At 67.1% G+C, this 18,653-nt stretch carries 18 protein-coding genes; 15 read left to right on the forward strand and 3 right to left on the reverse strand.

The features are described 5' to 3' along the window. Positions 1 to 23 precede the first annotated feature (23 nt). Positions 24 to 623 carry an NAD(P)H:quinone oxidoreductase gene (gene wrbA / locus IFS44_RS04060; RefSeq protein ID WP_031439461.1) on the forward strand — a complete coding sequence of 200 codons (600 nt, stop codon included), beginning with the start codon at positions 24 to 26 and terminating at the stop codon, positions 621 to 623. Between the two features lie 32 nt (positions 624 to 655). Here the strand turns inward: wrbA and IFS44_RS04065 are convergent, their stop codons facing one another. Further along, positions 656 to 1,411 (reverse strand): M15 family metallopeptidase, encoded by a 756-nt coding sequence (locus IFS44_RS04065; protein WP_192097625.1) that lies wholly within the window; start codon positions 1,409 to 1,411, stop codon positions 656 to 658. Between the two features lie 46 nt (positions 1,412 to 1,457). Between IFS44_RS04065 and IFS44_RS04070 the strand changes: the two genes are divergently transcribed. From IFS44_RS04070 to IFS44_RS04085, 4 genes are all read left to right on the forward strand, one after another. After that, positions 1,458 to 2,183, forward strand: a complete 726-nt coding sequence (locus tag IFS44_RS04070) for an RluA family pseudouridine synthase (RefSeq protein WP_056406102.1) — start codon at positions 1,458 to 1,460, stop codon at positions 2,181 to 2,183. Then, positions 2,176 to 2,589: an alternative ribosome rescue aminoacyl-tRNA hydrolase ArfB gene (gene arfB, locus IFS44_RS04075; protein WP_031394492.1), complete on the forward strand. Its 414-nt coding sequence runs from the start codon at positions 2,176 to 2,178 to the stop codon at positions 2,587 to 2,589. The genes IFS44_RS04070 and arfB overlap by 8 nt, the downstream gene beginning before the upstream one ends. 19 nt (positions 2,590 to 2,608) lie before the next feature. After that, a complete protein-coding gene (locus IFS44_RS04080) occupies positions 2,609 to 3,091 on the forward strand; it encodes a GAF domain-containing protein (RefSeq protein ID WP_031439458.1) in 483 nt (160 codons plus the stop codon). Positions 3,092 to 3,221: 130 nt separating this feature from the next. Further along, complete coding sequence (locus IFS44_RS04085) at positions 3,222 to 4,091, forward strand: RcnB family protein (RefSeq protein WP_206757810.1); 870 nt, start codon at positions 3,222 to 3,224, stop codon at positions 4,089 to 4,091. Positions 4,092 to 4,094: 3 nt separating this feature from the next. On the opposite strand, the gene IFS44_RS04090 is transcribed toward IFS44_RS04085, so the two are convergent. Together IFS44_RS04090 and IFS44_RS04095 are read right to left on the reverse strand one after the other, a co-directional pair. Next, positions 4,095 to 5,378, reverse strand: coding sequence for a M20/M25/M40 family metallo-hydrolase (locus IFS44_RS04090; protein WP_192097884.1), 1,284 nt, complete (start codon positions 5,376 to 5,378; stop codon positions 4,095 to 4,097). 94 nt (positions 5,379 to 5,472) lie between these two features. Next, positions 5,473 to 5,928, reverse strand: coding sequence for a universal stress protein (locus IFS44_RS04095; RefSeq protein ID WP_031394497.1), 456 nt, complete (start codon positions 5,926 to 5,928; stop codon positions 5,473 to 5,475). 134 nt (positions 5,929 to 6,062) lie between these two features. Here IFS44_RS04095 and IFS44_RS04100 point away from each other — a divergent pair, with 134 nt between their 5' ends. The 10 genes from IFS44_RS04100 to IFS44_RS04145 all read left to right on the forward strand — a co-directional run bounded on the left by IFS44_RS04100 (position 6,063) and on the right by IFS44_RS04145 (position 18,600). After that, positions 6,063 to 7,442 carry a pyruvate dehydrogenase complex dihydrolipoamide acetyltransferase gene (locus IFS44_RS04100; RefSeq protein WP_192097627.1) on the forward strand — a complete coding sequence of 460 codons (1,380 nt, stop codon included), beginning with the start codon at positions 6,063 to 6,065 and terminating at the stop codon, positions 7,440 to 7,442. A gap of 111 nt (positions 7,443 to 7,553) precedes the next feature. Next, complete coding sequence (locus IFS44_RS04105; RefSeq protein WP_031393452.1) at positions 7,554 to 7,766, forward strand: hypothetical protein; 213 nt, start codon at positions 7,554 to 7,556, stop codon at positions 7,764 to 7,766. A gap of 44 nt (positions 7,767 to 7,810) precedes the next feature. Next, positions 7,811 to 8,152: an acyl-CoA thioesterase gene (locus IFS44_RS04110; protein WP_042466532.1), complete on the forward strand. Its 342-nt coding sequence runs from the start codon at positions 7,811 to 7,813 to the stop codon at positions 8,150 to 8,152. Positions 8,153 to 8,173: 21 nt separating this feature from the next. After that, a complete protein-coding gene (gene lpdA, locus IFS44_RS04115) occupies positions 8,174 to 9,568 on the forward strand; it encodes a dihydrolipoyl dehydrogenase (RefSeq protein WP_037529779.1) in 1,395 nt (464 codons plus the stop codon). 201 nt (positions 9,569 to 9,769) lie between these two features. Then, the gene (locus tag IFS44_RS04120; RefSeq protein ID WP_056675356.1) at positions 9,770 to 10,291 is read left to right on the forward strand and encodes a DUF2975 domain-containing protein; all 522 of its coding nucleotides are present in this window, start codon (positions 9,770 to 9,772) and stop codon (positions 10,289 to 10,291) included. Further along, positions 10,291 to 10,521: a helix-turn-helix domain-containing protein gene (locus IFS44_RS04125; protein ID WP_031393448.1), complete on the forward strand. Its 231-nt coding sequence runs from the start codon at positions 10,291 to 10,293 to the stop codon at positions 10,519 to 10,521. Before IFS44_RS04120 ends, IFS44_RS04125 begins: the two co-directional genes overlap by 1 nt. A gap of 15 nt (positions 10,522 to 10,536) precedes the next feature. Then, complete coding sequence (locus IFS44_RS04130; RefSeq protein WP_042467059.1) at positions 10,537 to 11,484, forward strand: ABC transporter ATP-binding protein; 948 nt, start codon at positions 10,537 to 10,539, stop codon at positions 11,482 to 11,484. Further along, positions 11,481 to 12,980, forward strand: coding sequence for an ABC transporter permease (locus IFS44_RS04135; protein WP_192097628.1), 1,500 nt, complete (start codon positions 11,481 to 11,483; stop codon positions 12,978 to 12,980). Before IFS44_RS04130 ends, IFS44_RS04135 begins: the two co-directional genes overlap by 4 nt. Positions 12,981 to 13,040: 60 nt before the next feature. Next, complete coding sequence (locus IFS44_RS04140; RefSeq protein ID WP_192097629.1) at positions 13,041 to 15,086, forward strand: M13 family metallopeptidase; 2,046 nt, start codon at positions 13,041 to 13,043, stop codon at positions 15,084 to 15,086. Positions 15,087 to 15,492: 406 nt separating this feature from the next. Beyond that, positions 15,493 to 18,600 (forward strand): TonB-dependent receptor, encoded by a 3,108-nt coding sequence (locus tag IFS44_RS04145; protein ID WP_192097630.1) that lies wholly within the window; start codon positions 15,493 to 15,495, stop codon positions 18,598 to 18,600. Positions 18,601 to 18,653 lie beyond the last annotated feature (53 nt).

The following is an 18,653-nucleotide window of genomic DNA, read 5'->3' on the forward strand; positions in this document are numbered from 1 at the left end:
GGTCTGCCTTTGAGGAGACTGACATGACCAAGGTTCTGGTTCTCTATTATTCGTCCTACGGCCATATCGAGCAGATGGCGGATGCCGTCGCCGAAGGCGCGCGCGCGGGCGGCGCGGAAGTCGACATCCGCCGGGTCGCCGAGACCGCACCGCAGGCGGTCGTCGAGTCGGCGCATTTCAAGACCGACAGCGCGCATGCCGAGATCGAGGGCCCCGATGCACTGAAGGACTATGACGCGATCATCGTCGGTGCACCGACCCGGTTCGGGCGGATGCCTGCGCAGATGGCGTCCTTCTGGGACACGACCGGTGGCCTGTGGTTCTCCGGCGCGCTGGTCGGCAAGGTCGGCGGTGCGTTCACCTCGACCGCGAGCCAGCATGGCGGGCAGGAGACGACGTTGTTCTCGATCCTGACCAACCTGCTCCATCACGGCATGACGATCGTCGGTCTGGACTATGGCTTCCAGGGGCAGATGGGCGTCGACGCGGTCAAGGGCGGCTCGCCCTACGGCGCGACGACGATCTCCGATGGCGATGGCAGCCGGATGCCGAGCAGCGTCGAACTCGACGGTGCGCGCTATCAGGGCAAGCGGATCGCCGAGACGGCCGCGAAGCTGAAGTAAGCGCGAACGTTCCCTCCGGGCGACCGGAGGGATCAGCGCTTGCGGCGTTTGCCCTTTTCGAGCGGGAGCACGGGCATGGGCGCGACAGGCACCGCGGGTGCGACGACCGGCGGGGGCGCGGGCGGCAGGATCGCCGGGTCGGCGGGATAGAACCGCCGCGCCCTGGCGAAGACGAACCGCGCCTTTGCCGCGCCGGGTGCAGCGGCGGTCACGCCGACCCAGCGCCAGTGCCAGGGTTCCCATTTGACGTTCTGCTTGTTGCCGCCGGGAAAGGATTGTTCGAATCCGAACCGCGTCGCGTTCGCGCGCAGCCAGCGCGCGGCGGGGGTCGCCGCCATGCACGCCTCGGCATCGCGACAGCCATTGGCGGGACGAATGGCGAAGTCGACGACATAGCCGGTCGAATGTTCGCTATAGCCCGGCGGCGCGACCGAGATCGCGCGTTCGGCCGCCGATGTCCCCGACTCGCGGCAGAACACGCTGCGCTGCTGGGCGATCGAACGCTGGCACGACAGGCCGCGCAATTCCCCCATCACCGCCGGGTCCGCTTTGGCTGCGGCGAGCAGGCGGAGCAGGTCGGGCAGCATGTCGCGGCGGACCACGCACGTCTGGCGGACGCCGAAGTCGGACGGGGCGGCGACCAGCTCGGACGGGGCGGCGTCGCCGTAAGGCAGATGCCCGAATGCGCGACCATCGGCGGCGATCGCCGCGCTCTGTCCGGCACAGAGTTGCGCATTGGCGGCGGCCGGGATCAGCAGCAACGAAAGAACTAGGGGGCTACGCAACATCGTGCGGGCTCTGGCATGCGGGCGCAGATGCTGGCAAGGGCGGCACATGCATGGTGAACGCGTACTTTTCCTCGACGGCGAGGCCCTGATCATCGACAAGCCCGCTGGGCTGCCGGTCGATCCCCCTCGTGACGGCTCGCTGAGCCTCGAGAATCATCTCGAAAGTCTCAAATTTGGATTCCAGCGCTGGCCGATGCCGGTGCACCGGCTCGATCGCGACACGAGCGGCTGCCTGCTGCTGTCGCGCAATCCCAAGGCGCATGCGCGATTGCAGCAGGCGTTCGAGCAGGGCCTGGTCTCGAAGCGATACCTCGCGGTGCTCGACGGCGTCCCCGCCGAAGAGACCGGGACGATCGACATGCCGCTCGGCAAGATCAGCAGCGCCGAAGAGGGCTGGCGGATGGTCGAGGACGCCAAGGGCAAGGCGGCGCGGACCGGCTGGCGCGTGCTTGCGACCCGCGACGGACGCTCGCTGGTCGAATTCATCCCCCAGACCGGGCGGACGCATCAGATCCGTGTCCATGCCGCGCTGGGCCTCGGCGCAGCAGTCGTCGGTGATCCGGTCTATGGCCAGAAGGATCGCCTGGGCATGATGCTCCACGCGCAGCGGCTGGTCGTGCCGCGGCCGGGCAAGGCCGATGTCGTTGGTATCGCGCCGCTGCCAGAACGGTTCGCGACCGCGGGCTTCGGCGAGGAACCGGGCGTCGAGGCGACGCCGTCCCCGCAGGACGCACCCGCGCCGGATCCGCGTCCCGAACCCGATAATGGCTGACGTGATCGACGCCTCCCTGCTTGAGGGGGCGATCGAGGAGAAGTTCCTCGCGGCCTCCGGGCCGGGCGGGCAGAACGTCAACAAGGTGGCGACCGCGTGCCAGTTGCGCGTCGACATATTCGCGCTGGGCCTGCACCCCGAAACCTATCGCCGGCTGAAGCTGGTCGCGGGCAGCCGGATGACCGCGGCGGGGGTGCTGGTCATCACCGCGCGCCGGTTTCGCACGCAGGAGGCCAATCGCGCCGATGCGCGCGACCGCGTGCTCGAACTGATCGCACAGGCGCAGCACCGCGACGCGCACCGGGTCAAGACCAAGCCGTCCAGGGCCGCCAAGGCACGGCGGGTGGATACGAAGAAGGTCCGCAGTTCGGTCAAGGCCGGGCGCGGGCGGGTTCGCGAAGACTAACCGCAGACACGAGGCGACGATGTACCAGTTCGATATTTCCGGCGGTTCGAAGGCCGATCTGTACCGCGACCTGCTCGCGGCGCTCGACGCGCTGACCGTGGACGAGCGCGATCCGATCGCGAACATGGCGAATGCGGCGGCGCTGGTCTGGGAATATCTGCCCGATCTCAACTGGGCGGGCTTCTACCGTGCGGTCGAGGGCGAGCTGGTCCTGGGGCCGTTCCAGGGCAAGGTTGCCTGTATCCGGATCGCAATGGGCAAGGGCGTGTGCGGCACTGCGGCGGCGGAGCGGACGACGCAGCTGGTCGAGGACGTCCATGCGTTTCCCGGGCATATCGCCTGCGACGCGGCAAGCCGGTCCGAGCTCGTCGTGCCGGTCGTCAGCGACGGGCGGTTGATCGGCGTGCTCGATCTCGACAGCCCCGAGCCTGCACGGTTCGATGCCGAGGATGCAGCCGGGTGCGAGGCGCTGGTCGCGTTGCTGGCGTCGCGGATCGGCTGACGCCCGGACCTGACGCCTGCTCCGAATCGGGACCGGGTTGCGGCTGGCCGTGTCAGGGCGGCTTTGGTACGCACTGCGGCAGCATAGGACGCGGCCCCGAAGCGTGCGGTGCGTCAGGGGAGAAGATGTCATGCGCATGAAGGTGATCGTTGGTCTCGCGCTGATCGTGTCGGTGGCGGGCACGACGGCCGAGGCGCAGCGGCGTCCGGACGGGGCATCGCTGCCCGGTGCGACCTATCCTGTTCCGACCCGCAGCGCGGTCAGCGTAAGCCCGGAGCCCGCCGCGTCCCGCGACCCGCGCCGGGGCAGCAGCGTCGATGGTGGCTGGTCGGCCGGGGCGAACGCGCCGGGCGGCTGGAGCGGTTATCGTCGGCCGTACCGGGGTTGGGCGCTGCCGGCCTATTGGATCGCGCCCCGGTTCGGGATCGTCGACTGGCGCGACTATGGGTTGGCACCGCCGCCGCCGGGCTATCGCTGGACGCGCTATTTCGACGACGCGGTGCTGATCGATGCGCGGGGATCGATCTTCGATACGCGTACCGGGGTCGACTGGAACGGCGCCGTCGGCGGCGATGCCGCCCCGCGCTATGACGTGCAAAGCTTCGACGGGCGGGCGGACGACCGGGTCTATGCCCGCCGCCAGCCGCGGCCGGTAACGCGGCGGACCTATGTGACGACCCGCGTCGAAGCGGCGCCGGACTTTGCGGGGGCCGCCTATCGCGACCAGCCATTGCCGCCCGTGCAGCAGCGTGGCGGGACATGGGTGTCGCCCGACGGGATGACCACCGTGACGACCACCGGCGGCGGCTATCCCGGCGGCACAGCCTATGCCGGCGACGGGACGACGACGGTCACCGTCCAGTCGGTGCCGGTCACGACGACCACGACGACGACCGAATATATCACCGAACCCGTGACCTACCGGCGGACGACCCCGCGTCGTGGACCGAGCCGGACGCGGGGCCGGACGCGGGGCGGCACCCTGGGGTCGGCGAGATAGCGCTCAGCGGCGGCGTTCGCGACCCGCGAAACTGACGACGCTCTCGCTGCCATCCGCGCCGAGTGCGGACACGCCGACGAAATGGTCGTCGACGGGGGTCTGGGCGAGCAGCGTCTCGGTGCCGGTGACGTCGCGCACGTCCTTCCAGTCCTGCGTGTCGTTGCGCCGCCAGCGGACGCGGTAGCCTGCCGCACCCGGAACCGCGGCCCATTTGACCTGGATGTCGCGCGACAGGGCACCGGCGATCGATACGTCACCCGGTGCCGCGGGCGCGGCGGCGAGGCGGGCGAGCGTGGCGATGTTGATCGCGGTCACCTTGGCCAGATAGGGGAAGTCCATCCCGGCGATCGTGTCGCCATAGTCGACACCGTTTTCGGTGCGCAGGTCCTGGTGCTGGCGATCCCAGTTCTCCGCGGCGACCGAGAAGCGGACCGCGGGATAGCCGAGCTTCAGAAAGGGTTCGTGATCGCCGCCGCGGCCGAACCGGTCAGGGCGACGGTCGAGCATCACGTCGAGCCCGCCGGGGATCGTCCCCGCGACGCCGTCGATCGTCTTGGCGAGCGCGCGGCTGGGGCCATCGTCCTCGCCACCCTCGGCGCGGCGACCGATCTGCGCGGCAAGGTCTTCGGATGCGCGAATGCCTTCGGAAAAGACGCGGACGCTCGACGCCATGCGCACGCCGCCCTGGCCGATCGTGTTGCCGACAATGTCGTTGTTGAGCATCGCGGTGACGGTCCAGCCGCGCGCCTTGGCGGTGTCGGCGAGCAGCTCGGCGCCCCACAGACCCTGTTCCTCACCCGAGAAGACCGCATAGACGATGGTCGCGTCGAACTGCCGCTTTGACAGCGCGCGGGCGGCTTCGAGCACCAGCGCGACGCCCGAGGCATTGTCGTTCGCGCCCGGCGCATCGCTCGTCACGTTCATGACGTCGGTGACGCGGCTGTCGATATGCGCGCCGACGATCACGACGCGATTCGGGTCGCGCCCCTTCTGGATGCCCAGCACGTCCTCGACATAGACGCCGGTCGGTGCGCGCGGACCCGACACGGTGCGGCCGATCCGCTCGACCGTGACGCAGCCGCCACAGGCGCGGCCGATCTCGGTGAAGCGCGCCGCGGCCCAGCTGCGGGCGGCGCCGATGCCGCGCTTCGGATCGGTGGTGGTCGATGCGGTGTGGCGCGTGCCGAACCCGACCATCGCGGTCACATCGGCCTTGAGGCGGGTGGCGGAGGGCGCGGGAAGCGCGGCGGCGGCTGCGGCGAGCAGCGGAAGGGCGAGGATCGGCATCGGCGTCACCGTGGCGGCTTCGGCCGGGGACCTCAAGCGGGGAGTGTTGGATTCGCTCGGTTTAGCCCTCCGCCTCCGTAATCTCCCGCCGCCGTCAGCTCAGCCGGTCGATCGCCTCGCTGGTCAGCGACCCCGGGATGATCATGACCGGTACGGGCAGCGCACCCGCATCGGTGCCGGAGAAATGCGCGATCAGCGCACCCGGTGCACCGCTCGCCGCGGCGCCGAGCACCAGCGCGGCGATATTGGGGTTGGCGGCGATCATCTCGCGGATGATCTTGGGGCCTTCGCCCTCGCGAACGGTGATCGACGGGCGCAGATCCGATTCCTCGATCAGCGTGCCGGCCGCAGCCGCGACGAGGCCCTCGGCATGCAGCCGCGCCTCCTCCTCGATCGTCGCCTGGACACCGCCGAACGCGATGAATTCCTGCGGCGGGATCAGCGTGAGGATCTCGACGCCGCCGCCGGTCTTCACCGCGCGCCGCGCCGCAAAGCGCAACGCGATACCCGCCTCGGGCGACTCGTCGATGACCACCAGATAGACACGCATCATATTCCCCTGTTTATCGGGCTTAGGTGCCGTGCAGATGCGGTTCGCGCAAGGGGAAGGCGGCTTCGCGGGGTTGACCCGGACGGGCGGGGGCGCGAGTAGGCATGCCGTTACGTAACGCCCTGGGGACCTCCATGTCGATCGAGATCAAAATGCCTGCCCTGTCGCCGACCATGGAGGAGGGCACCCTCGCCAAATGGCTGGTGAAGGAAGGCGATACGGTGAAGTCCGGCGACATCATGGCCGAGATCGAGACCGACAAGGCGACGATGGAATTCGAAGCGGTCGACGAAGGCGTGATCGCCAAGATCCTGGTTGCCGAGGCGACCGACAATGTGAAGGTCGGCACCGTCATCGCGATCCTGGCCGAGGAAGGGGAGGATGCGTCCTCGGTGTCCGCGCCGACCAAGAGCGAGACGCCCGTCCCCGCGGCCAAGGAATCGGAGGCCAAGCCCGATCCCAAGGATCCCAACGACACCGGCAGCGAGGCCAAGCCCGTCGCCCGGACCGAGACGTCGGCCGAGGATCATGGTCGTCCCGCCGATGCAGGCGCCGCGTCCGCGTCCACGCCCGAATCGAAGCCTCAGTCGAAGCCCGCCAGCGGTGACCGTGTGAAGGCGAGCCCGCTCGCCCGCCGCCTCGCCGCCGACAAGGGGATCGACCTTGGTTCGGTGTCGGGTTCGGGGCCGAAGGGTCGCATCGTCAAGGCTGATGTCGACAGCGCGAAGCCCGGGGCCGCACCTGCCGCCGCGCCCGAAGCCGCCGCACCGGCCGCCTCCGCTGCCGTGCCAGCACCCGCGGCCAAGCCTGCCGTCGTGCCGGATATCCCGCACGAGTCGACCAAGCTCAGCAACGTGCGCAAGACGATCGCGCGCCGCCTGACCGAGTCGAAGCAGACCGTTCCGCACATTTACCTGACCGTGGACGTGCGTCTCGACGCGCTGCTCAAGCTGCGCGGCGAGCTGAACAAGAGCCTCGAAGCGCGCGGCGTGAAGCTGTCGGTCAACGATCTGCTGATCAAGGCGCAGGCCGTCGCGCTGATGCAGGTCCCGACCTGCAACGTGATGTTCACGCCCGACCAGCTGATCAGCTTCCAGCGCGCCGACATCTCGGTCGCGGTCAGCACGCCGTCGGGTCTGATCACGCCGATCATCGTCGGTGCGGACACCGCCTCGCTGTCGTCGATCTCGACGCAGATGAAGGACCTTGCTGCCCGCGCACGCGACGGCAAGCTGAAGCCCGAGGAATATCAGGGCGGCACCGCCTCGATCAGCAACATGGGCATGTTCGGCATCACGCAGTTCGACGCGGTCATCAACCCGCCCCAGGCGATGATCCTCGCGATCGGTGCAGGCGAGAAGCGTCCGTACGTGATCGGCGACGAGCTCACCGTGGCGACCGTTATGTCGGCGACCGGCAGCTTCGACCACCGCGCGATCGACGGCGCGGACGGCGCGCAGTTCATGAAGGCGTTCAAGCAGCTCGTCGAGAACCCGCTGGGCATGCTGGCGTAAGACCGTGACCGCTGTGGCCCCTCTCCCGTTCGCCGTGAGCGAAGTCGAAGGGCATGAGTCCCATGTGCCTCGACTTCGCTCGGCACGAACGGGGTCGGGCCGGGTCGCGCCATGACCAGGACGCTCATCGAGATCCTGCACATCCTCGTCGGGCTCGGCGTCGCGGTCGCGATCACCTGGGCGGCGGCTTGGTCCTATCCGCTCGGGCAGGACGTGATCTGGTGGTGCGGGGCGGCGGCGATGGTCGTGACCGTGATCATGGGAATCGGGCCGCTGCGGCAGGCCCGCATCCTCGACCGACAGACCAGCAGGAGCCACGCGTGACCGACCTGCCCCCCGACAAGGCGCCGACGATCCGCGTCACCGCGATGCCTGCGGACGCCAACCCTTACGGCGACATCTTCGGCGGATGGCTGATGGGGCAGATGGATCTGGCCGCCGGTTCGGTCGCCTCGCGCCGCAGCGGCGGGCGTGCGGTGACCATTGCGGCGGACGCCATGAAGTTCCACATGCCCGTCGTCGTCGGCGACGAGGTGTCGGTCTATGCAGAGCTGATCGCGGTCGGCCGCACGTCGATGACGATCGAGGTCGAGGCATGGCGCCGCGCGCGGCACAGCAACGACAGCTGCAAGGTGACACAGGCGCGCTTCATCTTCGTCGCGGTCGGCGACGACCGCAAACCGCGGCCCGTGCCGCCCGCTTCTAACTGATTCACTTGAAGGACTCTCCACGTGGCTGACACCTATGATCTGGTCATCCTTGGTTCGGGCCCCGGCGGCTATGTCGCGGCAATCCGCGCGAGCCAGCTCGGCCTCAAGGTCGCGATCGTCGAGCGCGAGCGCCTGGGCGGCATCTGCCTCAACTGGGGCTGCATCCCGACCAAGGCGCTACTGCGCACGTCGGAAATCTATCATTACATGCAGAACGCCGAGAGCTATGGTCTGAAGGCGGACAATGTCGGCTTCGATCTCGCCAAGGTCGTCGACCGCAGCCGCAAGGTCGCAGGCCAGCTGAACGCGGGCGTGAAGGGCCTGATGAAGAAGAACAAGGTGACCGTCGTCGAAGGCGTCGGCACCGTGACCGCAAAAGGCAAGCTGAGCGTCAAGCAGGGCGACAAGACCGTCGAGCTCGAAGCCAAGAACATCATCGTCGCGACCGGCGCCCGTGCGCGCGACCTGCCGTTCGCCAAGGCCGACGGGAAGACGATCTGGACCTATCGTCACGCGATGGTGCCGACCGAGATGCCGACCAAGCTGCTGGTCATCGGATCGGGCGCGATCGGCGTCGAGTTCGCCAGCTTCTACAACGACATGGGCGCCGACGTGACGATCGTCGAGATGCTCCCGCGGATCCTGCCGGTCGAGGACGAGGAAGTCTCCGCGTTCATGGACAAGGCGCTGACCAAGCAGGGCATCAAGCTTTTGACCGGCACCGGCCTCGAAGGCCTTGCGCCATCGGGCAGCGGCGTGACTGCGAAGATCAAGCACAAGGACGGCAAGGTCGTCGAGGAAACGTTCAGCCACGCGATCGTCGCGATCGGCATCGTCCCCAACACCGAGAATATCGGGCTGGAAGCGCTCGGCGTCGAAACCGACCGCGGGCACATCAAGACCGACGGCTATGGTCGCACCAATGTCGACGGCATCTGGGCGATCGGCGACGTCACCGGCGCGCCGTGGCTCGCGCACAAGGCCAGCCATGAGGGCATCATCGCGGTCGAGAAGATCGCAGGCGGGTCGCCGCACCAGATGGACAAGGCCAACATCCCCGGCTGCACCTATTCGCGCCCGCAGGTCGCGAGCGTCGGCATGACCGAGGCGAAGGCCAAGGAAGCCGGGTACGAGCTGAAGGTCGGCAAATTCCCGTTCATCGGCAACGGCAAGGCGATCGCGCTCGGCGAGGCCGAGGGCTTCGTGAAGACGGTGTTCGACGCGAAGACCGGCGAGCTGCTCGGCGCGCACATGGTCGGCGCGGAAGTCACCGAACTGATCCAGGGCTATGTCGTCGCACGCCAGCTCGAGACGACCGAGGCCGAGCTGATGGAGACGGTGTTCGCGCATCCGACGCTCAGCGAGATGATGCACGAGAGCGTGCTGGGCGCCTACGGCCGCTCGATCCACTACTGAACCCGACCGCGTGACGTCACCCCCGCTTCGGCACGGCGGGTGGCGGCACCGTATACGATGCGGCGCGCGATCAGACCGATCGTGCGCCGTTTTGCCGTCGCCCCGAGACGGTCAGCGTCCCGGCCAAAATGGACCAATGAATCGACTTGCCGTTTATCGATAGGCCCCATATCGTTTTGCAATATGCAGGCGGGGGCGGCGATGAGCAGGGATCGGGTTCTTTGGGGGGCGACGGGGCTGCTTCGGCTGATGCTCGTCCTCAATATCGTTTGCGCCGCGGTGTTCGCGCTGGCGTTGCTGCTGTCCTGGCCGATGCAGGACATGCTGAGCGCGCGGCTGGCGCATAAATACGGCGCGATGCTCGATCTGGACCAGGCGGTGCTGGCGATCCGCATGATGCTGTTCGTCGGCATTGCCGGCGGCGTCGCGCTGCATCCGATCTTCTCGAACCTGCTCCGAATCGTCGCGACGGTCGAGGCGGGGGATCCGTTCGTCGACGACAATGCCACACGGCTCGCGCGGATTGGCTGGGCGCTGCTGGCGCTGCAATGCCTCGATCTCGCCTTTGGCGGGGTCGTCCGCTGGATCTCGCTGCTCAAGCTCGACGTGACCTCATGGACGCCGTCGCTGGGCGGGTGGATCGCGGTCGTGATGATCTTCGTGCTTGCGCGCGTCTTCCGGATCGGCGCGCGGATGCGCGACGACCTGGCGATGACGGTCTGATGCCGGTCGCGGTCAGCCTGGACGCCATGCTGCATGCGCGGCGGATGACGCTGACCGAGTTGTCGGAGGCGGTCGGCATCACGCTCGCCAATCTGTCGATCCTGAAGACGGGCAAGGCCAAGGCGATCCGCTTCACAACGCTGGAGGCGATCTGCCGCGTGCTCGACTGCCAGCCGGGCGACCTGCTGCGGGTCGTCGACGAGGATGAACGGGGCGAAGACGGAATTTAACGGGGGGATGGTCCGATGGACGCACTGGTTCTGGACGGGGTGACGAAACGGTTCGGGGAGCGGACCGCGGTCGACGCGCTGAGTTTTGCGGTACGGCCGGGGGAGATATTCGGCTTTCTCGGCGGGAATGGCGCGGGCAAGACGACGTCGCTGCGCATGGTGCTCGACATCGTGCGGCCGACGGCGGGGCGGATCTCGGTACTCGGCTGTCCACCGGGTCGAGAAAATGCCGCCGATCTGGGGTTCATGCCCGAGGAACGCGGGCTGTACCGCGGAATGACCGCGATCGACACCGTCACCTATTTCGGGCGGCTGAAGGGCATGTCGGCGGCCGCGGCGCGCGCGAAGGGCCATGCGCTGCTCGACCGGTTCGGCCTTGCGGCATCGGCCAAGATGCAGATCGACAAGCTGTCCAAGGGTATGGCGCAGAAGGTCCAGCTTGCCGCGACGCTGGTCAACGGCCCGAAGCTGCTGCTGCTCGACGAACCCTTTTCGGGTCTTGACCCGGTGAACCAGGGGCTGCTGGAGCACGAGATCCTGGAGGCCGCACGGGGCGGGGCGACCGTGGTGTTCTCGACGCATGTGATGCAGCATGCCGAGCGGCTGTGCGACCGGCTGTTGCTGCTCTCGCAAGGGCGCAAGGTGTTCGAGGGCACGCAGGCGGAGGCGCGCGGGCGGTTGCCGGCCCGCCTGACGATCGTCGCGCGCGATACGCCGATGCGGTGTCCCGGCGTCGAGCGCGCGGAGCCCGGCGCCGCCGACGCGCAGGGCTGGCGCGATTATGACGTGACGCTGGCCGAGGGGATCGATCCTGCCGACGTGCTGCAATGCCTGACCGAGCAAGGCGTGACGCTGCGGCGGTTCGACCAGCACCGCGTCAGCCTGCACGACGTCTTTCTCCATCTTGTCGGCACCCCTCCAGCCGGGCCTGCCGACCCGGCTATGGCGGAGCATGCAGCATGACCCACAATATCCTGCTCGTCGCGATGCGCGAGTTCCGACAGATCACGGGCATGCGCAGCTTCTGGCTGACGCTGCTGATCCTACCGCTGGCGCTGGCGGTCGGGCCGATCGCGAGCCGCCTGACGCAGTCCGAAAAGACCCAGCGCGTCATGCTGATCGATGCCGATGGCCGTGCTGCGGCGGCGATCCGCGCGCGGCTCGATACCGATCACCAGCGGCGGGTCCTGACCGCACTGTCGCGCTACGCGCAGCGCTACGGGCTCGATCGCGCCGATCCGGGCGCGCTGTGGGCGCAGCATGACCGGCTGTTCGGTGATGCCGACGTCGCGATGTTCGCCAAGGCCGGCGGCCTGCCTGCCGCGTTGGCGGCGATGCGGCCGGCGACGACTTCGGAAACGCCGAAGTTCGACGCGCCCGACGCCGATTTCGCGGTCCTGCCGACGCCGCCCGCCATCGCGCGCGCGGCGCCCGGCGCGCTTGACGCGCAGCTCAAGCCGCTGCTCCAGCCGGGCGAATTCGAGGACAAGACGGCCAAGCCGCTCGACTATGCGGTCTATGTCCCACGCGGTTTCGGCGTGCAGACCGCCGATGTGCGGCTCTGGTCGAGCGAGCAGCCTGGCGCGAATTTCGTCCAGCCGTTGCAGACCGTGCTCACGCAGGACCTGCGTACCGCCTATCTCGAGTCGACCGGGCTTGCGCGCGATCAGGCGCGCACCGCGACCAGTCTGGTCCCGGCGATCGCGGTTTCGACCCCGGCGCCGGGGGGCGGGCGCGAACGGATGCTGGTGCGATCGGTGGTGCCGTTGCTCAGCGCCTATATCCTGCTGATGTCGCTGCTGTTGTCCGGCAACTGGATCCTGCAGGGGCTGGTCGAGGAGCGGTCGAACAAGCTGATCGAGACGGTACTCGCCTGCATCAGCCCCGACGAGTTGCTCTATGGCAAGCTCGCGGGGACGGTCGCGGTCGGGCTGACGATGGTCCTTGTCTGGGGGCTGTGCGCGACCGGCGCCGCGGTGGCGGCACAGGGTGCGGTGGGCGCGTTCCTGCAGGCGGCGCTTGCGCCGCTCGCCTCGCCCTGGATCATCCTGGTGATGCTGTACTTCTTCCTCGCAGGCTATCTGATGGTGTCGATGATCCTGCTGGCGATCGGCGCGATGAGCGATTCGATGCGTGATGCGCAGAGCTATCTGACGCCCGTGCTGCTGGTCATCGCGATGCCGTTCACGGTCGTCGCGCAAGGCGTCCTGTCGAACAGCGGCGCGACCGCGATCAAGGTGCTGACCTGGATCCCGATCTACACGCCGTTCACGATGCTCGCGCGGCTCGGCAGCGGGGTTTCGACCATGGAGATCGTCGGCAGCGGCCTGATGCTGGCGGTGTTCATCGGCATCGAGTTCGTCTTGCTCGCCCGCGTGTTTCGCGCCAGCCTGCTCAATGCGGGGCAGAAGCCCAACCTCGCCGCACTGGCCCGGTTGATGCAGCGTACGCCCGCCTGACGCATGCGTACCGTTCATATCATTTCGGGGATCCAACCCCGGTTTTCTGGAGGAGCTATGATGTCGTTCAATCGTATTTCGCGTCTGTCGCTGGGGGTGGCGCTGCTTGCCCTGTCCGCACCCGGTCTGGCCCAGACCGGCACGCCGGCCGGCGCACGCTATGGCAGCTTCGGGATCGACCTGACCGCTGCCGACAAGGCCGTGAAGCCTGGTGACGATTTCTGGACGCACGCCAATGGCGCCTGGGACAAGCGCACCACCATTGCGCCGGATCGCACGTCCGCGGGCGGCAGCGTGATCCTGGCGGATCAGGCCGAGCAGCAGGTCCGCGCGATCCTCGACGATGCCGCGCGCGACCCCGCCGCGGTCGGCGCCGGGGCCAAGCAGTTCGGCGATCTCTATGCGAGCTTCATGGACGAGGCCGCGATCGAGCGCGCCGGCGCCGCACCGCTCAAGCCCTATTTCGCGAAGATCGACGCCGCGACCGACAAGCAGAAGCTGCAGACGCTGTTCTCGACGGTCGGCTATGCGTCGCCGGTCGAGGTCGGGCAGCTGCCCGATCCCGCCGATCCGAAGCGCTACGCGGTGGCCGCAGGGCAGGGGTCGCTCGGCATGGGCGGCCGCGACTATTATCTCGAGCAGGGCGCCAAATACGACACCTTCCGCACGGCCTATCGCGCCTATGTCGAGAAGATGCTGACGCTGTCCGGCGTGGCGGATGCGTCGGCCAGGGCGGACCGGATCGTCGCGCTCGAAACCGCGATGGCCAAGGTCCAGTGGTCGCCGGTCCAGTCGCGCGACCTGCAGGCGATGCTGAAGCCGATGGATGCGGCGGGCCGCAAGGCGCTGGCCCCCGATTTCGACTGGCCGCTGTTGCTGTCGACCGCGGGCTATGCGCAATTCCCGGTCGTCTACATGACCAACTCGACCGCGCTGACCGAGCTCGGCAAGATCTTCGCCGCGACGCCCGTGTCGACGTGGCAGGACTGGATGAAGTTCCGCCTCGCCTCGGCAAGCGCCGGTGCGCTGCCCAAGGCGTTCGATCAGGCGACGTTCGATTTCTACGGCAAGACGCTGGCCGATCAGCCGGAGCAACGCGCGCGGTGGAAGCGCGGCATCGCGCTGGTCAACGGCACGATGGGTGAGGCCGTCGGCGAAGTCTATGTGAAGCGGCATTACCCGCCCGAGAGCGAAGCGAAGATGGGCGAGCTGATCGCCAACCTGCGCGCGGCGTACAAGGAGCGCATCACCGCGAACAGCTGGATGGATGGCGCGACCAAGACCCAGGCGCTGGCCAAGCTCGCCGCGTTCGATCCGCGGATCGGCCATCCGGTCAAATATATCGACTATTCATCGCTCAACGTCGTCCGGGGCGATCCGGTCGGCAATGCGATGCGTGCGGGCGAATTCCAGCATCAGCTCGACCTCTCGCGGCTCGGCAAGCCCGTCGATCGTACGCTCTGGGGCATGACGCCGCAGACGGTGAACGCCTATTACGACCCGCTCAACAACCAGATCACCTTCCCCGCGGCGATCCTGCAGCCACCCTATTTCGATCCCAAGGCGGATGCGGCGGTGAATTACGGCGCGATCGGCGCGATCATCGGGCATGAGATGGGGCATGGTTTCGACGACCAGGGCAGCCAGTTCAGCGCGACGGGCAAGTTCGAGAACTGGTGGACGCCGGCCGCTCGCACCGCCTTCACGCAGCGCACCGCCGCGCTGTCGAAGCAGTTTGATGCCTATGAGCCGATCCCGGGTGTCCGCGTGAAGGGTGCGTTGACGCTGGGCGAGAATATCGGCGATCTGGGCGGCGTCGAGACCGCCTATGCCGCGTATCAGAAATACCAGGCGGAGCATGGCAAGGCGCCCGTGATCGGCGGGCTGACCGGCGACCAGCGCTTCTTCCTCGCTTACGCGCAGGCGTGGCAGGCGAAGCTGCGTGAGGGCGCCGCGCGCGCACGGTTGCTCACCGATCCGCACTCGCCGCCCTTCTACCGCGTTAACGGGATCGTCCGTAACGTCGATGCCTGGTATACGGCGTTCGGGGTCAAGCCCGGCGATGCGCTGTATCTGGCGCCCGGCGACCGCGTTCATATCTGGTAACATCTCGCGGGGCGTGTGGTCGTCCACACGCCCCGATTGTCCTGTGCGCACCACGCGCGACCCGGCCGTGATATCGCTATCCGAGATAGCGCCCAACTGCGACCCGAAGGCCGTTGCGCCCGACGAGGGCAATGGATACGGGACCAGGCTAGCCTGACGGGCCGGCGGGCACTCAGCAACAAAGGTAAGCACCCGTGTCGCAAATATCGGCTCACAGCTGCCTGTTTGCTTGGTTTTAACAAAATCAATTTATGATTTGATTGCTTTCGTTTAAGTCTCACATCCTCGCTTTGTCTCTATTGTCTTCTAAATCAGATCAGCCTAACGGCGGTAGCGGTAGCATTCGTTTACAGATGCGCCGTTGCTGATGTGGTGCGTCTGATGCGCTGCGGCATGGGGAGGGGTTATGAAGGCGTTCGTTCTGAATTCGGGGCCACGTGGGCGTGTGGCGATCGCGATGCGGGTCGGTGTGTCGCTTGCGGCGCTGCTGGCAGCAGGCGCGGGCAGCGCTGCATGGGCGCAGGCGGAAACGCAGACCGTGTCGCCCGACACGACCCAGGCCGCGACGCCGGCACAGGAGGTCGGTCAACCCGCCGCCGATGCGACCGGGGACGGTGATATCGTCATCACCGGCCGTCGCGCCGCGCTCGAGGCGGCGGACGAGCGCAAGCGTCGCAGCGAGACGATCGTCGATTCGGTCGTCGCCGATGATGCCGGCAAGCTGCCCGACAACTCGATCACCGAAGTCCTGCAGCGCGTCTCGGGCGTCTCGATCGTCCGCTTTGCCGCGCTGGGCGATCCCGACCATTATTCGGTGCAGGGGTCGGGCGTGCAGGTCCGTGGCCTGACGGGCGTCGCGTCGCGGCTGAACGGCCGCGAGATCTTCAGCGCAAACAACGGCCGCGCAATCCTGTGGAGCGACGTCACGCCCGAACTGATGGCGGCGGTCGACGTCTACAAGGCATCGACGGCTGACCTGATCGAAGGCGGCACCGGCGGCCAGATCGACCTGCGCACCAAGATGCCGTTCGACTTCAACGGCAAGTTCCACATTGCTGGCACCGGCGAACTCGCGCTCGGCGACATGGCGAACAAGGCGGATCCGTCGGGATCGGTCCTGATCACCGATTCGTTCGATACGCCGATCGGCCGGATCGGCCTGCTCGGCGACGTCGCGTTCAGCCAGTTCAGCTCGCTGTCGCAGTTCATCCGCGTCAGCCCGTATTTCAAGACCAAGCTCAGCGATGGCAACGAGCGGTACGTCCCCAGCGGCTTCGCCTATGGCGACGAGGCGTTCCAGTACAAGCGTTACGGCATCTATGGCGCGGCACAGTGGCAGCCGGCCGAATCGCTGACCTTCACCGGCAGCTTCTTCCAGTCGCGCTACAAGAGCCAGTCGAGCGATTACGGCACGCAGCTGGATTCGCAGACTCTGGCGGTCGATCCGGCGAGCAGCTCGTTCGACAGCAACGGCCTGCTCACCAAGACGAGCGCGCTGTTCAACCGCGACACGGCGACGTTTGCCCCGACGGGTGGGTCGGTCAACAGCAGCGGCAACAAGGGGTTCGTCGAGAGCAACACGCGGACGCGCGATTATTCGCTGTCGTTCGTCTGGGCACCCACAGACAGCCATGTGTCGCTGAAGGGATCGCTGCAGCGCGTCGATTCGCGGCAGATCTATGATCGCCTCGACATCTTCCGCGACGTCGGCTTTGGCCAGAGCTTCGGCATGGATCTTACGGGTGACCTGCCGCAGATCACCGTCAGTCCTGCGACGCAGGCGTCGTTCGCCGATCCGGCCAATTATTTCTGGACGGCGTCGATGCCGCACAACGAACGGAACAAGGGGCGGCTCGATTCAGGGCAGCTCGATGCCGAATATACGTTCGACAACAGCTTCTTCCGGTCGGTCAAGGTCGGCGGGCGCTATGCCAAGCGGACCGAGCGCGATCTGTCGAACGGCTATAACTGGACCGCGCTGGGGCGCGGCTGGAACGGCGATCCGCAGCTGACCTATGCCAACGCCGCGCCGGGCGACGTCGCCAGCCATGCATTCAAGGACTTCTTCCGCGGCAACACGACGCTGCCGGGCAACCTGATGTTCGCGTCGGAGGATCTGGCGTCGCGCTTCAATGAAAACCGCACCGGGCTGGTAACGGCACCGCCTGCCGGCTTCTGCACCGGCAATGAATTCAACTGCTCGGTCGCGGGGCAGCTCCCGGTCACCGGCTATGGCGGCCAGTTCAACCCCGACGGCACGCTGGCGATCCGGCCTGTCGGGTTCGTCCTGCCGGGCGATCAGGTGAATAACCGTACCGAGAATATCGCGGGCTATGCACTGCTCCGCTTCGGGCCCGAGGAAGGCGCACGCGGCATTTCCGGTAACGTCGGCGTGCGTGTCGTGCATATCGAGAATGAAGGCAGCGGGTTCATCCAGCAGAATGGCGGGACCGTCTTCATCCGCGACGGCGCGCAGGTGACGCTGGCGAACACGTTCCTCGCCCGCGGCGGCAAGGCGGACTTCACGCGCGTGCTGCCGTCGATCAATCTCGAATATTCGCCGACCGACCGGATCAAGGTCCGCGGCGGGTACAACATCACGATGGATCTGCCGAGCTTCAACGCGCTGCGTGCGTCGGGTTCGATCGGCGTGGCAACGACCCCCAGCCAGACGCCCGGCGGGATCGGCACGTTCAACAACTTTACCGCGGACACGGGCAATCCGTTGCTGAAGCCGACGCTGTCGAACAATGTCGACCTCTCGCTCGAATATTACGGGCGAGCGGGCACGTCCTTCCATCTCGCCCCGTTCTACAAGCGGCTGACCAACCTGCCGATCTATGCGCTGACCAGCCGGCAGGTCACGATCCAGTTCACTGACGGGACGACCGAAAACGTGGCTGCGTCGGCGACCGACTATGTCAACTCGACCAAGGCCGCGACCGTCAAGGGCGTCGAGGCCGGTGGCCGCTTCTTCCTCGACATGCTGCCCGGTGCGCTTGCCGGGATCGGGTTCGAGGGCAATTACACCTTCATCAAGAGCAGCAATCCGGGCGATGTCTATCGCGACATCACCGGCGCCGCTCGCAACGACGCGCCGCTGGTCGGGTTGTCCAAGCATAATCTGAACGCGACGCTGTTGTACGAGCGCAACCCGATCTCGTTGCGCGTCGCCTATTCCTGGCGCTCGCGCTATCTGTTGTCGACGAACAGCAACGGCACGAACGGCACCTATACCTATTATAGCGCGCCGGGCGTCGTGACCAACCAGGATGGCGGCCAAGATGCGTCGACCCAGATCGCGTTGCCGATCTATGGCGGCAATTATGGCTCGGTCGATGCGGGTGTGCGGTTCAAGGTGAACGACCAGTTCTCGTTCGGCGTGCAGGGGACCAACCTGACCGCCGCGACGCAGCGGACGCTGATGGGTGGCTATCCCGGCGGCAAGCTGGTCGGACGCAGCTGGTTCCAGGCCGATCGCCGTATCAGCACTGGCATAAACCTCGCCTTCTGACGATGATGCGTCCCCTGTCGACGCGCTGTCGGCAGGGGACGAAGCGGAGCGCG

It is taken from the genome of Sphingomonas sp. CFBP 13706, from assembly GCF_014842355.1.
GTDB classification, from domain to species: Bacteria; Pseudomonadota; Alphaproteobacteria; order Sphingomonadales; family Sphingomonadaceae; genus Sphingomonas; species Sphingomonas aerolata.